Source organism: Sphingomonas sp. NFR04 (assembly GCF_900114095.1).
GTDB lineage: Bacteria > Pseudomonadota > Alphaproteobacteria > Sphingomonadales > Sphingomonadaceae > Sphingomonas.
Genome location: NZ_FORV01000010.1, coordinates 94,918 through 109,362, shown reverse-complemented (window position 1 = coordinate 109,362; position 14,445 = coordinate 94,918). Strand labels below are relative to the sequence as shown.

The 14,445-nt window shown below is 68.8% G+C and carries 10 protein-coding genes; 4 read left to right on the top strand and 6 right to left on the bottom strand.

Features of this window, described 5'->3' with window-relative positions:
* Window positions 1-28: 28 nt before the first annotated feature.
* Genes BM009_RS21355 through BM009_RS21345 form a run of 3 tightly spaced genes read left to right on the top strand, consistent with a single transcriptional unit; the run spans window position 29 to window position 5,159 of the window.
* The gene (locus BM009_RS21355; RefSeq protein ID WP_093299477.1) at window positions 29-2,401 is read left to right on the top strand and encodes a glycoside hydrolase family 127 protein; all 2,373 of its coding nucleotides are present in this window, start codon (window positions 29-31) and stop codon (window positions 2,399-2,401) included.
* Window positions 2,398-3,423, top strand: a complete 1,026-nt coding sequence (locus BM009_RS21350; RefSeq protein ID WP_093299475.1) for an Ldh family oxidoreductase — start codon at window positions 2,398-2,400, stop codon at window positions 3,421-3,423. The genes BM009_RS21355 and BM009_RS21350 overlap by 4 nt, the downstream gene beginning before the upstream one ends.
* Entirely contained in the window at window positions 3,420-5,159 is a 1,740-nt protein-coding gene (locus BM009_RS21345; RefSeq protein ID WP_093299473.1) for a DUF885 domain-containing protein, read from the top strand. Before BM009_RS21350 ends, BM009_RS21345 begins: the two co-directional genes overlap by 4 nt.
* Window positions 5,160-5,317: 158 nt before the next feature.
* Here the strand turns inward: BM009_RS21345 and BM009_RS21340 are convergent, their stop codons facing one another.
* The 3 genes from BM009_RS21340 to BM009_RS21330 all read right to left on the bottom strand — a co-directional run bounded on the left by BM009_RS21340 (window position 5,318) and on the right by BM009_RS21330 (window position 9,585).
* Entirely contained in the window at window positions 5,318-6,688 is a 1,371-nt protein-coding gene (locus BM009_RS21340; protein ID WP_093299470.1) for a DUF1501 domain-containing protein, read from the bottom strand.
* An 11-nt stretch (window positions 6,689-6,699) separates the two neighbouring features.
* The gene (locus tag BM009_RS21335; RefSeq protein ID WP_139216707.1) at window positions 6,700-8,388 is read right to left on the bottom strand and encodes a DUF1800 domain-containing protein; all 1,689 of its coding nucleotides are present in this window, start codon (window positions 8,386-8,388) and stop codon (window positions 6,700-6,702) included.
* 216 nt (window positions 8,389-8,604) lie between these two features.
* Window positions 8,605-9,585, bottom strand: coding sequence for an SDR family oxidoreductase (locus BM009_RS21330; protein ID WP_093299465.1), 981 nt, complete (start codon window positions 9,583-9,585; stop codon window positions 8,605-8,607).
* Window positions 9,586-9,674: 89 nt separating this feature from the next.
* Here BM009_RS21330 and BM009_RS21325 point away from each other — a divergent pair, with 89 nt between their 5' ends.
* Window positions 9,675-10,769, top strand: coding sequence for a lactonase family protein (locus BM009_RS21325; RefSeq protein ID WP_093299463.1), 1,095 nt, complete (start codon window positions 9,675-9,677; stop codon window positions 10,767-10,769).
* On the opposite strand, the gene BM009_RS21320 is transcribed toward BM009_RS21325, so the two are convergent.
* From BM009_RS21320 to BM009_RS21310, 3 genes are all read right to left on the bottom strand, one after another.
* Entirely contained in the window at window positions 10,740-12,236 is a 1,497-nt protein-coding gene (locus tag BM009_RS21320; protein ID WP_093299557.1) for a DUF4403 family protein, read from the bottom strand. The two genes, BM009_RS21325 and BM009_RS21320, sit on opposite strands and share 30 nt — an antisense overlap.
* Before the next feature lie 93 nt (window positions 12,237-12,329).
* The gene (locus BM009_RS21315; protein WP_093299554.1) at window positions 12,330-12,881 is read right to left on the bottom strand and encodes a hemerythrin domain-containing protein; all 552 of its coding nucleotides are present in this window, start codon (window positions 12,879-12,881) and stop codon (window positions 12,330-12,332) included.
* 101 nt (window positions 12,882-12,982) lie between these two features.
* The gene (locus BM009_RS21310) at window positions 12,983-14,416 is read right to left on the bottom strand and encodes a carboxylesterase/lipase family protein (RefSeq protein WP_093299461.1); all 1,434 of its coding nucleotides are present in this window, start codon (window positions 14,414-14,416) and stop codon (window positions 12,983-12,985) included.
* Between the last annotated feature and the right edge of the window lie 29 nt (window positions 14,417-14,445).

Genomic DNA, 14,445 nt, shown 5'->3' with positions numbered 1-14,445 from the left:
TCGTATACGATCATTGAGGGGACGAAGGATGCGGCGTACGCGACGGGAAATGCTGGCAAGCGCCGGAAGCGCCTTGCTCGTGGCGGGCGCAGGGGCCGCACCCGCCTTTGCACGCGCAGGGGAGGTGGCCGCGCTGCCGCAGACGCTGACCCCGCTGCCGCTCACCGCGATCAAGCTTGCGCCGTCGGACTATGCCACGGCGGTGCAGGCTAACCAGCGCTATCTGCTCCGGCTCGATCCCGATCGGCTGCTCCACAATTTCCGCCTCTATGCCGGGCTGGAGCCGAAAGGCGCGATCTATGGCGGATGGGAGAAGGACACGATCGCCGGCCACACCCTCGGCCATTATCTCTCGGCGCTGGTGCTCGGCTGGCAACAGACCGACGAACCCGAACTCCGCCGCCGCGCCGACTATATCGTCGCCGAGCTGGCCGAGGCCCAGGCGAAGCGCGGCACCGGCTATGTCGGCGCGCTCGGGCGCCGACGCGATGGCAAGATCGTCGACGGCGAAGTGATCTTCCAGGAGATCCAGCGTGGCGAGATCAAGTCGAGCGGGTTCGATCTCAACGGCTCCTGGTCGCCGCTCTATACCGTGCACAAGCTGTTCGCCGGGCTGCTCGACGTCCATGCCGGGTGGAACAATGCCCAGGCGCTGCAGGTCACGCTCGGTCTGGCAGGCTATTTCGAGCGGGTGTTCGCCGCGCTGAACGACGCGCAGATGCAGCAGGTGCTGGGCTGCGAATATGGCGGGCTCAACGAGAGCTTCGCCGAGCTCTATGCCCGCACCCGCGACGCGCGCTGGATGGTGGTGGCCAAGCGGCTCTACGACGATCGCGTGCTCGATCCGCTCAAGGCGGGCGAGGACAAGCTCGCCAATTTCCACGCCAACACCCAGGTGCCCAAGCTGATCGGGCTGGCACGCATCCACGAGCTGACCGGCGATGCGGGCGACGCCAAGGCGGCGCGCTTCTTCTGGGAGCGGGTGACGCAGCATCACAGCTACGTCATCGGCGGCAATGCCGACCGCGAATATTTCACCGCGCCGGACAGCATCGCCCAGCACATCACCGAGCAGACCTGCGAGCATTGCAACACCTACAACATGCTCAAGCTGACCAGCCATCTCTATGCCTGGCAGCCCGACGGCGCGCTGTTCGACTTCTACGAGCGCGCCCACCTCAACCATGTGATGGCGCAGCAGGACCCGAAGACCGGCGGCTTCACCTACATGACGCCGCTGATGAGCGGCACCAAGCGCGAATTCGCCGGGCCGGAGGCGGAGGAGTTCTGGTGCTGCATCGGCTCGGGGATGGAGAGCCACGCCAAGCATGGCGAGGCGGCGTTCTGGCAAGGCGCGGACGCGTTCCTGGTCAACCTCTACATCCCCGCGACGATCGACTGGAAGGCGAAGGGCGCGCTGTTCGTGCTCGATACCGCCTATCCAATCGAGGGTACGGCGACGCTGAAGCTCGCGCGGCTGGCGCGGGCAGGCCGCTTCACGGTGGCGCTGCGCGTGCCGGGCTGGGCGGCGGGCAAGGCGATCGTGACCGTGAACGGCGCACCTGCCGGTGCCCGGTTCGAGCGCGGCTATGCGCTCGTGTCGCGCAGCTGGAAGGCGGGCGACACGCTGGCGATCACGCTGCCGATGGACCTGCGCCTCGAAGCCACGCCGGGTGACGACAGCGTCGTCGCGGTGCTGCGCGGTCCGATGGTGCTGGCGGGCGACCTCGGCGCGGCGGCGACGCCTTGGACGGGCGCCGACCCAGCGCTGGTCGGGCAGGACCTGCTCGCCAGCTTCGCACCGACCGCCGAACCGGCAATCTTTCAGACGCGCGGCGTGGTGCGCCCGGGCGACCTGCGCTTCGTGCCTTTCTACCGCCAATATGATCGCCGGAGTGCGGTCTATTTCAAGCGGTTCAGCGAGGCGCAGTGGCGGCAAGAGGAAGCCGCCTTCCTCGCCGAGCAGGCGCGGCTGAAGGACATCGCCGCCCGCTCGGTCGACGTGATGCATCTGGGCGAGATGCAGCCCGAGCGCGACCATGACCTGCGCACCGAGGGCGCCTCCTTCCCGGTCGCCTATCGCGGGCGGCAGGGACGCGACGCGCGCACGGGCAGCTGGTTCGACTTCACGATGAAGGTGAAGGACGGCCCGCTGCTGCTCCAGGCGACCTATTGGGGCGGCGAGCGCGACCGCGACTTCGACATCCTGATCGACGGCCAGAAGATCGTGACCCAGCATCTCGGCGAGCAGGATGCGCCGGGCAAGTTCTTCGACGTCACCTACAAGCTCCCCGAGGCACTGACCAAGGGCAAGAAGAGCGCCCGCGTCCGCTTCGTGCCCCACGACGGCAACACCGCCGGCCCGGTGTTCGGCGTCGTGCTGCTCACCGCCAAGCCGTGAGCGGCGTCGCGCTGACGCTGGACGACGTCCGCGCACTCGCCCGCCGGGTGCTGCGTGCGGCCGGCCTGGCCGAGGACCATGCCGATGCTGTCGCCGAGACGATGGTGGCGGGCGAGCGCGACGGCTGCGCCTCGCACGGCATCTACCGGCTGCTTGTCGCCGCCAATACCATCGCCAAGGGCAAGGTGGTGCGCGATGCGGTGCCGATCCTGTCCGAGCCGGCACGGGCGCTTGCGCGGGTCGACGGCAAGGGCGGGTTCGCGCAGCTGGCGTTCCAGGTCGGCAAGCCCGCGCTGATTGCCAAGGCGCGCGCCTGCGGCATCGCGGCGCTGGCGCTCAACAATATCGTCCATTTCGCCGCGCTCTGGCCCGAGGTGGAGGCGCTCGCCGAAGAGGGGCTGGTCGCGCTGGCCTTCACCCCCAGCCACGCCTGGGTCGCGCCGGCCGGCGGCACGCGACCGGTGTTCGGCACCAACCCGATCGCCTTTGGCTGGCCGCGACCGGCACCGGCGCCGCCCTTTGTCTTCGATTTCGCCACCAGCATGGTCGCGCGCGGCGAGATCGAGCTGCACCGCCGCGCGGGGAAGCCGGTGCCCGAGGAATGGGGCATCGACGCCGAAGGTCGCCCGACCATCGATCCCGCCGCGATCCTCGACGGTGCGATGCGCACCTTTGGCGGCCACAAGGGCTCGGCGCTCGCCGCGATGGTCGAGCTGGTCGCCGGACCGCTGATCGGCGACCTGACCAGCGCGGAGTCTATCGCCGCGGACGGCGGGGCAGGGGCCTCCCCGCTCGGCGGCGAGCTGATCGTCGCGATCGATCCGGCGGGCTTTCTCGGCGACGCGGTCCTCGAGCATCTCGCCCGCGCCGACGCCATGTTCGATGCCATCGAGGCGCAGGGCGCGCGGCTGCCCTCGTCGCGCCGCTATGCCGCCCGCAGCCGCAGCCTTGCCGAGGGGGTGCGCATCCCCGACAAGCTCTATGCCGACATTCTAGCGCTGGAAGCGAGCCTTACCCGATGAAGCCCATTCTCCTCCTCTCCGTCGCCCTGCTCGCCGCCGCACCCGCGCCCAAGCCGGTCAGCGCCGACGCCCGGCTCAAGGCGCTGATCGACAGCGAATATAAATGGCGGGTCGACCAGCAGGGCCCGGGCGAAGACAGCCCCGCGGCCAAGGGTGGCCTGCCCGATGTCGGCCCCACGGCGCAGGCGGCGCGGCTGGCGCGCTGGACCGCGACCGCGCAGGCGCTCGCCGCGATCGATCCGGCGAAGCTGAGCCCCAAGGGGCGGATCGACTATCTGGTCTACAAGGGGCAGATCGACGCGCTGCTCGCCGCCCAGCGCTTCCGCGACTATGAAAAGCCGCTCAACTCCGACAGCAGCTTCTGGAGCGACATCGCAGGCTCCGCGCGCGACGCCTTCGTCCGCGAGGACCAGTATCGCGCCTACATCAAGACGCTGCGCGACATGCCGCGCTATTTCGACCAGAACATCGCCAACATGCGCGCCGGCCTGGCCCGCGGCTTCACCCCGCCCAAGGTGACGCTCACCGGGCGCGACATCGGCGTGGCGCAGGTGGTCGAGGCGCCGCTCGAGGAGAATCTGTTCTACACGCCGTTCAAGAAGTTTCCCGGCGCGATCCCCGCCGCGGTGCAGGCGGAACTGCGCCGCGAGGGCGCAGCGGCGATCCGCGAGGCGGTGGTGCCCGCGCACCAGAAGCTGCTCACCTTCCTGCGCACCGAGTACATCCCGGGCGCCCGCACCCAACTCGCGGCGACCACGCTGCCCGACGGCCAGGCCTATTACCGCTCGAAGATCCGCGAATATGTGACGCGCGACATGACCGCCGAGCAGGTGCATGCCGTCGGGGTGCGCGAGGTGGCGAAGATCCGCGCCGAGATGATGACGGTGAAGGCCGAGGCGAAGTTCGCCGGCGACCTGCCGGCCTTCCTCAACTTCCTGCGCACCGATCCGCAATTCTATGCCAAGACGCCGCGCGAGCTACTCTACCACGCCGCTTGGGCCGCCAAGCAGTTCGACGGCAAGGCCGGGCAATATTTCGGCCACCTGCCCCGCCGCCGCTTCGCGATCATCCCCGTGCCCGACGATCTGGCGCCCTTCTACACCGGCGGGCGCGGCGGCCCGGGCGTCTATCTGGTCAACACCTATGACCTCAAGTCGCGGCCCTTCTACCAGCTGACCGCGCTGACCCTGCACGAAAGCGCGCCGGGCCATGCCTTCCAGATGCCGCTGGCCAACGAGAACAAGGCGCTGCCCCCCTTCCGCCGCGACACCTATCTCTCGGCCTATGGCGAGGGCTGGGCGCTCTATTCGGAAAAGCTCGGCGTCGAGATGGGGATGTACGAGACACCCTATGACCAGTTCGGCATGCTCAGCTACCAGATGTGGCGCGCGGCGCGGCTAGTGGTCGATACCGGCATCCACGCGATGGGTTGGACGCGCGAACAGGCCCAGGCCTTCCTGCGCGACAACACCGCGCTCAGCAACCACGAGATCGAGACCGAGGTCGATCGCTACATCGCCTGGCCGGGCCAGGCGCTGAGCTACTACATGGGCGAGCTCGCCTTCCTCGACGCCCGCGCCCGCGCGGAAAAGGCGCTCGGCCCGAAGTTCAACATCCGCGCCTGGCACGATGCGATGCTGCAGCTCGGATCGGTGCCGCTGACCGTGATCGACCAGCGCACCGACCAGTTCATCCAGGAAGGCGGCAAAGGCCCCTATCCCGACGAGGAGCGGTAACGGTCCGGATGCCCGCCAACGTTGCTCCCCCAGCGTCATCCCGGCGAAAGCCGGGATCCATTGGGGTCACCGTTTGGGCGCTTGCCGCGACGTATAGGCGAATGGATCCCGGCTTCCGCCGGGATGACGAACGCTGATACCGATGCGCGACTCGCGCCTCAGGGCTTGAACAGTGCCAGCGGCCCACGCCCGGCGCTGCTCCAGGTCGACCAGTTGGGGAAGACATAGGGCATGTCGGCATCGGCGACGCCGTGCCAGCGGGCGATCGCGCCGAGATATTCCTCCTGCGCCACGCCGGGGACGAAGCGACCTTCCTTGGTGATGTCGTCGGCGCCGCCCAGCACCGGATCGGGATAGCTGCCGAGCACCGCGCCGGGCGCGACGTCGCCGCCCATCACCAGATGGTTGCTGCCCCAGGCATGGTCGGTGCCGCCCTGGCCATTGCCCAGATAGGTGCGGCCGAAGTCGCTCATCGTGAAGCTGGTGACGTTGCCCGCCAGTCCCAGCGATCCCATTGCCTTGTGGAAGCCGGCCATGGCGTTGGCGAGGTCGCCGAGCAGGTTGGCATGCAGACCGGCTGCGTTGGTGCCGCCGCCCACCTGGCCGGCATGGGTGTCGAACCCGCCCTGGCTGACCAGAAAGTTCTGCCGGGCATGGCCCAGCGTGCCGCGCGCGGCGATCATCCGCGCGACGACCATCAGCTGGCGCGCAACGTCGCTCGTCAGCGCCGCACCGGTCGTCGGGTTGACGAAGAAGGCGTCGGTCGGCGCAGTGCCGGCGAGGATGCCGTTGGCCGTGGCTGCCTGGTCATAGTTGCGCGTCAGCGTCTGGGCGACACCGTCGAGCACGGCGCTGCCGTCGCCATTGCTGCCCAGCGCGGTGATCGCGCTGTTCTTGGCGCTGCTGCCGGCGGTGAAGCCGCTGCGGCCAGGCAGGCCGCCGGTGCTCGGCAGGATCAGCGGGGTGGTCTGGCGGCCGAGCACCGCCACGGTCGATCCGGCCAGCGACATCACCGGCGGCAGCGAGCCCCCCGGCATCTTGTCGGCAATGCGGCCGAGGAAGCCGTCGCGGCTGGTCTCTTTCGCGCGCAGGCCCTGCCAATGGTCCTGCTCGTCGGCATGGCTCATCAGGTTGGCGGGGCGCAGATCGGTACGCGACTGGTAGGTCGCCTTGGTCAGCGGCGCGAACAGCGTGCCGGCGTTGAGCACCAGACCGAGCGATCCTTCGTCCCACACCGGGCGCAGCGCGTCCATGGCAGGGTGGAGCGCATAGGCGCTGTTGGTCAGCGGCGTCAGCGCCGCGCGCTGGATGCCGACGCTGCCGCGCGATGCCAGATAGGTGCTGTGCCGGGCATCGGTGGGGATCACCATGTTCCAGCCGTCATTGCCGCCGAACAGGAAGATGCCGACCATGGCACGGTAGCTGCCGGTGGGCGCGGCAATGGCGGCGGTGCGGCCGAACTGGCCTAGTGCGGCGAGCGCGCCGGTGCCGGCGGTGAGGCGAACGAAATCGCGACGGGAAAGCGTCATCGGGAAATTCCTCAGCGATCGACCAGGAACATCGGGCTGGTCGCCGCGATGTAGAGCATCATCTGTGCCCGCTTGCGGGCCTGCAGCTTGGGATCGGCGTTGGTGATCGCCGTGCCCGCCGCCTTCAGCGCGTCGCGCTGGGTCTTGGCGAGACCCTTGGCGAAGAACAGCAGGTCGATGCGATCGACCATCGCATCGACATTGTCGCCAAGTGCTTCCCAATCGGCCCAGACCGGCGCGGTGCCCGAGGTGCCGGGGATGCTCGCCGCCGCGGCATATTCGCCGCGGCTGGGGTCGCCGCTCACCGTCCAGTCATAGGCCAGATTGTGCAGCCGCAACTGGTTGGCGCTGGTCAGCAGCTTCGAGGCAGGGCTGCGGAGCGTCGCGCTGCCGGGCAGCGGGAAGTCGTCCGGGTAGAAGTTGAACACCGAGGGCGCGCGCATCACCGGCTGGCCGAAGGTGGCATCGCGGACCTGGAAGACATAGCCGTCGGTGGTGAAGCCGATCGCCCGCGCCAGGCTGGTCATCGCCAGCACCGGCTCCTTGAGCTTGCCCGGCGTCGAAAGCTGCGGACCACGTGCTTCGGCATCGGTCAGGATCGCACGCACCACCGCCTTCAGGTCGCCGCGCACGCCGCTGCCATTGTTGGCGAACACCGCCGCGACCCGGCTGATATAGGCGGGCGAAGGGTTGGGCGTGACGAGATGGGTGATCAGGTGCCGCGCCACGAAGGGCGGGGTGGAAGCATGGTTGAACGCTGCGTCGACCACCGCCGTCACGCTCGCCTGCTGCGCCGCACCTGCGGGTACGACCGTGCCGAGAAAGCGCTTCTCGGCGCTGTCATAGCGCGCCGGCGAAGGAATCATCGGCTGCGCATAGGCGATCGCCAGCCCGTCGGTTGCCGCCGCGCTGCCGACGCGGGCATAGGTCCAGCCGGTCAGCGCGCGGGCGATGTCGCGAATATCGTCGGCGGTGTAATTGGGGATCGGCCCGCCGCTCGCGTCGCGCTGGAGGCTGCCGTCCATGTTGAGCTGGTCCGGGCCCATGGTGAACAGCTGGAGGAACTCGCGGGCATAGTTCTCGGACGGCGTGCCCTTCCGGCTGTCCGCCATGTCCAGATAGTCGCCCATATAGGCATTGAGCGTCACACCGAGCAGCAGGTCGCGATAGTTGCCGAAGGCGCCCGTGAGGAACAGCTGGTTGAACGCGGCGATGCCCGCGGTCGAGCGTACCCCCGCTTCCGATGCGACGATCATCTGCGAAAGCGCGAACGCGACCCGCTGGCGCAGCTGGTCCGGCGCGGTGATCGCATCGGCGTAGAAGCGCATCGCCACCGGCAAGCGGGTGAAGCGCTGGGCCGAGCAGGCGGTGTCGCCCGATGCGCAGGAATCGGCGCGGACGTCGACCGCGAGGTCGCCATAGGTGCTGCCGGTTGCGGCGAACTGCTCGTCGAGCCAGCCGTTCACGCCGAGCGCACGGATCCGGTCGACCAGCGCGACCGTCGGGCCGAAGCTCGCCTGCTGGGCAAGCCGCACCGAATCGTCAAGTGCGGTCGCGGCGACGGGCGCCGGTGCCGGGGTAGGTGGGGCGGAGACCAGTCCGCCGGAAGAACCGCCACCGCCGCCGCCATCACAGGCGGCCAGCATGGCCATCGCCAAGGCGGCACCTGCCGCCAAAGCCTGTTTCGTTACGCTTGACACGCCCCCCGCTCCTTCGATCGCGATCTGGGAATGTCTTGGTTATTAAGGGGATAAGGTTAATTGCCGGCTCGCGGTTATGGTTAATCAACCCTTACCGGCGGCAGGCACCCGAAGCGCGTGCGGCGACGAGCGCTTCGGGTGCCTGATGGCGACATGCGACTTGCGATCCAGCGGAGGCTGGGTTGGAGAGAACCCCGCTTCGGGGGCCCCGGCGCCTTACACCGCGCCGGTGCCGCCATTGGCGCCGAACACACTGCCGTCGGTGTAGCTGAACTCGTTCGAGGCGAGCGCGACGTAGAGCGGCGCCAATTCGGCCGGCTGGCCGGCGCGGCCGAGTGGCGTGTCCTGCCCGAACTTGCCCATCTCGCCCGGCAGCTGGCCACCAGCGACCTGCAGCGGCGTCCAGATCGGTCCAGGTGCTACCGCATTCACGCGGATGCCCTTCTTGGCCATCTGCTTGGCCAGCGCCTTGGTGAAGATCGCGATGCCGCCCTTGGTGGTGGCATAGTCGAGCAGCTCCTTCTCGGGCGCGAAGCTGTTGACCGAGGCGGTGTTGATGATCGCCGAACCCGGCTTCATCAGCGGCAGCGCAGTCTTGGTGATCCAGAACATCGCGTAGAGATTGGTCTTCAGCGTGCGATCGAACTGCTCGAAGCTGATCTCGTCGATCGACGCCTTGGATTGCTGATAGGCGGCATTGTTGACCAGAATGTCGAGCCCGCCGAGCTGGCGGTGGGCGCGGCCGACAAGATCGACGCAGAAGCCCTGGTCGGTGAGGTCGCCGGGCAGCAGCAACACCTTGCGGCCTTCGGCGCGGAGCAGCTTGGCGACGTCCTGCGCGTCGGGCTCCTCGGTCGGAAAATAGTTGATCGCCACGTCCGCGCCCTCGCGCGCGAAGGCGATGGCGGCGGCGCGGCCGATGCCGGAATCGCCACCGGTCACCAGTGCCTTGCGGCCGGTCAGCTTGCCCGAACCGCGATAGCTGCGCTCGCCGCAATCGGGTACCGGGTGCATCTCGCGCTGGAGCGCGGGCCATTTCTGGCGCTGCTCGGGGAAGGGCTGGTCGGTATATTTGGTCTGCGGATCGGGAGCCGGGCCGCCGTTCGCGGCTTGCGCGAAGGCGGGACCGGCGGCAGTAGCGGCGCCGGCGGCAGCGGCACCCTTCAGAAGATCGCGGCGGCTTGGGTCTTCGGTCATGGCGCAGCTCCCTGTTGCAGCGGGTTCAGCGCGCGAGACCGGCGAAGGTTCAGCGTTGACGGCAAGAAACCGAAAGGCTTCAATAGGATATGACTATTCCCGCACTTCCGCTGACGCGCCGCGCGCTGGTCGGCGCCGCCGTGGCGCTCGGCGCCTGCCCGACCGCATTGCTCGCCCGCACGACCGGCGGGCTGATCGCCGGCACCTATGCCAGCGAGGGCGGGCCCGGACTGGTGCCGCTGGCGCACGGCGCGCAGGGCTGGCAGGCGGGCACGCCGGTCGCGACGATCCGCAATGCCTCGTTCGGCGTCCGCTCGGCGACGACGGGCATGCGCTATCTGCTCGACGAGCAGACGCAAGGGTCTGTCGGCGTGTACACGGCGGGTCTTGCCAAGCTGGGGAATGCCTCGACGCTGGGTGCAGATCCTTGCCATGCTGCACTCTCGGCCGATGCCCGCCGTCTCGCGGTCGCCAATTATTCGAGCGGCAGCGTCGCGCTGTTCGACCTGGATCGCACCGGTCGCCTGGCGGGCGAGGCGCGCCGCATCCAGCATGAGGGCAGCGGCCCCAATCGCGAGCGCCAGGCCGGGCCGCACGCGCATTGGGTGGGCTTTGCCGGCACCGACCAGCTGCACTCCGTAGACCTCGGCGCCGATACGGTGTTCCTCCACCGGCTCGGCGCAGGCGGTGCGGTCGACACCAGCATCGCCTATCGCACCGAGTCGGGCGCGGGGCCGCGGCATCTCGCGCGGCATCCCAAGCTGCCGATCGCCTATCTCGTCACCGAGCTCGCCAACACGGTGACGGTGCTGCGCGCGCTGCCTGATGGCCGCTTCGCCGCGCTGGCGACGCTCTCGACGCTGCCGAACGGCTTCACCGGCGCCTCGGCCGCCGCGCATATCGCGGTGAACGCCGCTGGCACGCGGCTGTATATCTCCAATCGCGGGCATGACAGCATCGCGGTATTCGCGATCCAGCGCGACGGCGGGTTGACCCCGCTCCAGCATGCAGGGTCGGGTGGCCACTGGCCGCGACTGTTCCTGCTGCGCGAGGGTGACGGCGAGATGCTCGTCGCCAACGAGCGCTCGGGCAATATTGCCCGGATGGCGATCGGCGCGGACGGTCGCCTCGGCACCGCCGCCAAGGGCGTGGCGCTACCGGGCGTGGTGTTTCTCTCCGCCTGAGGTCGGGCTGGCGAGGCGCACGGTTGCCGTGCCCTCGGCCCAGACCGGCAGGTACAGCCCCTGTCCCGATGCCTGGAGCGTGCCCGTGCGGGTGCGCTCCAGCTTGGCGTCGATGCGCAACACGCCCTCGCGCCGGCTGGAGATCGCGCGGCTGACCTTGCCGAGCAGCTCGCCATAGTCGCGCTCGAAATTCTGGCTGAGCGCGGCGGCGATGAAGCTGCTCATCCCCGGCGCGTTCATCAGCTGGAGGATCAGGTCGCCGCCGGTCATGTCGGTGGTGCCGCTGACGCCGAGATTCTGGAAGTCGACCTTGCGCGAATTGGGCAGGTTGACCGGCGTGGCGGTCAGCCACACGGTGCCCCGCGTCCGGCCGATATTGCCCGCCACGTCCTCGGCCGAGAACAGCAGGCCCACCGCCATCTGCCCGCCCTTGGTGCCGTAGATCGTCGCCTTCTCGAACGTGGCCCGCACCGGGCCGACGCCGGGGACGTCGAACGGCCGCGCCTGGCGCTTGACCAGCGCCTTCATCAGCACCGGCTCCAGCTCGCGATAGTCGGCGATAACCGGCAGGAACAGCGAGACCTTGCCGGTCTCGCCCTGCAGCGGCTGCAGCGGCGGCAGCGGGGTGGGGGCGGGATCCGTGGGCTTCTGGCCGACAAAGGTCTCGGTGGTCGCCTCCATGCCGAGCCGCAGCTCGAGCCGTTTGCCGGTGATCGCATAGCCGCCATAGCGGAGCTGCTTGGGCGTCACCCGCATCCATACCGGCGGGTTCTCGCGGTTGAGCGACAGGGTGGTGAAGGCCGAACGCCAGGCCTCCTCGATCTTCTGGCGGACGCCGAGCTTCTGCAGCTCGCCCGGCAGCTCGCGCTCCAGCTTCGCGATCACCGGCGCCAGCTTCTGGTCGGCCTTGTCGGTAAACTCGATGCGCTGGCCGAGGATGTCGACATGGGGGACGTTGGCCCAGTCATAGTCGATGGCGATCTTGCCGCGCGGATTCCAGTCGGGCCCGAGCGACAGCGTGATCACCGCATGCGCCATCGCGTCGGCGGTCGCGGTCTCGCGCTTGAGGATGCCGCCGATATCCTCGGCGCGGACCACGGCGTGGAGCGGCATCGCCAGCCGGATCACCTGGCCCTGGCCGCCGATCGTCATCCGCCCGCGCGTCACCTCGCCGACGATGCGGCACTTGATGGTGGGCGTCTTCACCTTGGCGATGCCGAGGTCGAGCTTCTTCGGCTGCACGCAGGGCTGGTCCGGCTTGTCGATCGCCCAGAGCTGGCGCGGCACCGCGCGCTCCAGCGTGGCCGCGAGGTCGTCGAGATTGGCCTCCAGCGGCAAAGTGAGGGTGGAGAGCTCGGGCTTTACCTCGATCCGGTCCTTGGCGTGGGGCGGGGCCCCACTGCCGCGATTGCCCGAACAGCCGGCCAGTACGAGCAGCAGCACCGCCGAAGTCCACCGCCCGCGCATGCGATTCCCCTTGTTGCCGATCCGGAACAAGGGGCAGAACCGCCGGAAGCGGGGATCCGTTCCGGGGGTGGCGTGCCCCACCCCCGCGCACGGTCAGCGCGTGAAGAGCTGGCTGTCCTGCCCCATGTAGCGGGCATATTCCTCGGCATAGCGCGACGTGGCGCGATCCTGATCGGCCGGGCCGGCGGACTCGATCAGCTTCGGATACCAGGTGCCTTCTTCCGAATAGATGTGGTGGAGCACCGCGCCGCGGATATGCTCGAGCTTGTCGTGATAGTCCTGGCTCGAGGGGTCGAGCCGCTCGAGCAGCCCCATCTCCATCTTGGCGGCCGACTGTTCCTGATAGGCGAGCTCGGCATGGCCGACCTGGTGATCGGCGGCGAGCGCGGGATAGACCGACACTTCCTCGGCGATCGAATGGGCCGTGAGCAGCAGCCCCAGACGCTTCTGCTCGGCCATGCGCTCGGAGGGCGCGGCGGTGCGGAGCCGTTCGAACTGCGCCTCGATCTCGCGATGATGGCCGAGGATCTGCGACAGCCAGTCGCCCGGTCGCGCCAGTGCCTCGGCCTTGGCGGTCGCCTCGCGGCGATCCTGTTCGCTTTCGGGGGGCGTGATGGCGGCGATCGCCTGGTCCAGAATCGACATGAACATGCTCCGGCGTTGGTGGAAGTCAAAGCACCAAGCGGCTGTTATTGCTGCATGTTCCAGTTGCGAGTCACAATCACGCGCCCCCTTTGCGCCGTTGCTTACGGCCTGGTGCCGGACGCCGCCGCATCGATCTCCGCCCCCCAGGGATCGCGTCCCGCCACCGCCTTGCCGTCGGGGGTGAAGTCGAGGATCGTGTCGTCCTTGGCAGTGAAGCGCGGCCAGACGGGCAGGCCGGCGCCGTTCGGATCACCCTTTTTGGCGAAGTTGGCGAGATAGGCGCTGATCGTCCTGCCCATCTGCACGTCGCGCGGCGTGGTGGCCGTGCCATATTTGATCGCGGCATTGTCGAAGAAGAAGGGGATGTCGGTGGCGTGCCCGGCGCCGGGTTTGCCGACCGACTCCGCCACATAGGAGAAGCGATACTCCCATACCGGCACCTTCTGCGCGGCGATGCGGGCGCTGGCCTCGCGCGCGCCGGCGATCATGAAGCCGGTCTTGCCGCCCATGTCCGCGCTGGTCGCGCCAATCAGCATCGGCACGCGCGCGAAGTTGCCGCTGCCATAGGCCTTTTCCTGGTCGACCAGCAGCGTGCCGTCGAGCATCGGGCCGCCATAGGTGCGCGGGCCGGGCTTGGGCTGGAACAGCTCGATCATGCTGAGGCCGTCGGTCACTTCCTCCGCGCTCAGCGCGCGCAGCTTGGCCAGCGCATCCGGCGCGGCCGGATCGATGCCGTGTGCCCGCGCGAGGTTCTCGCCGATCGCCTCGGCATCCTTGAGCGTCGCGTTCTTCGCGGTCTGGGCGTTGCCGCCCGACATCACCACCGCCTTGTGGAACAGCCCGCGCGCCAGCGGCGAGGTGACCAGCGTATGGACGGACATGCCGCCGGCGCTCTCGCCGATGATCGTCACGTTCGCCGGATCCCCGCCGAATGCCGCGATGTTTTGCTGCACCCATTTGAGCGCGGCGATCTGGTCCATGAAGTTGTAGTTGCCGAGCAGTCCGTCGGGATTCGCGGCGCTGAGCTGGGGCAGCGCGAAGCTGCCGAACCGGCCGACGCGGTAGTTGAAGCTGACGAACAGCACCCCCTGCTTGGCCATGGCGGCACCGGCATAGGTGGGCGGCGAAGAGCCCCCGTTGACGAATCCGCCGCCATAGATCCACACCATCACCGGCAGCCTGGCCTTGGCGGCTGCGGGCTTCCAGACGTTGAGATAGAGGCAGTCCTCGGCGGGCGCGGTGCCGAGCGGGGCGGCGTCGCTGGGGAAAGGCTTCTGCATGCAGTCATGGCTGTATTCGGTCGCAGGGCGGACGCCGCTCCAGGCCGCGACCGGCTGGGGCGCGCGCCAACGCAGGGCGCCGACGGGCGGTGCGGCGAAGGGGATGCCCTTCCAGCTCGCGACCCCATCCGCGGTCGCGCCCTGCACCTTGCCGCTCTGCGTCGCGACCACCATGCCGCCTGCCTGCGCCAGCGCGGCGCCGGGCAGCATCCAGGCTGCCACGCCGCCGATCAACGCCGCTTTCCATGCCTTCATGCGTCTCTCTCCCATCCGTTTGTCCATTC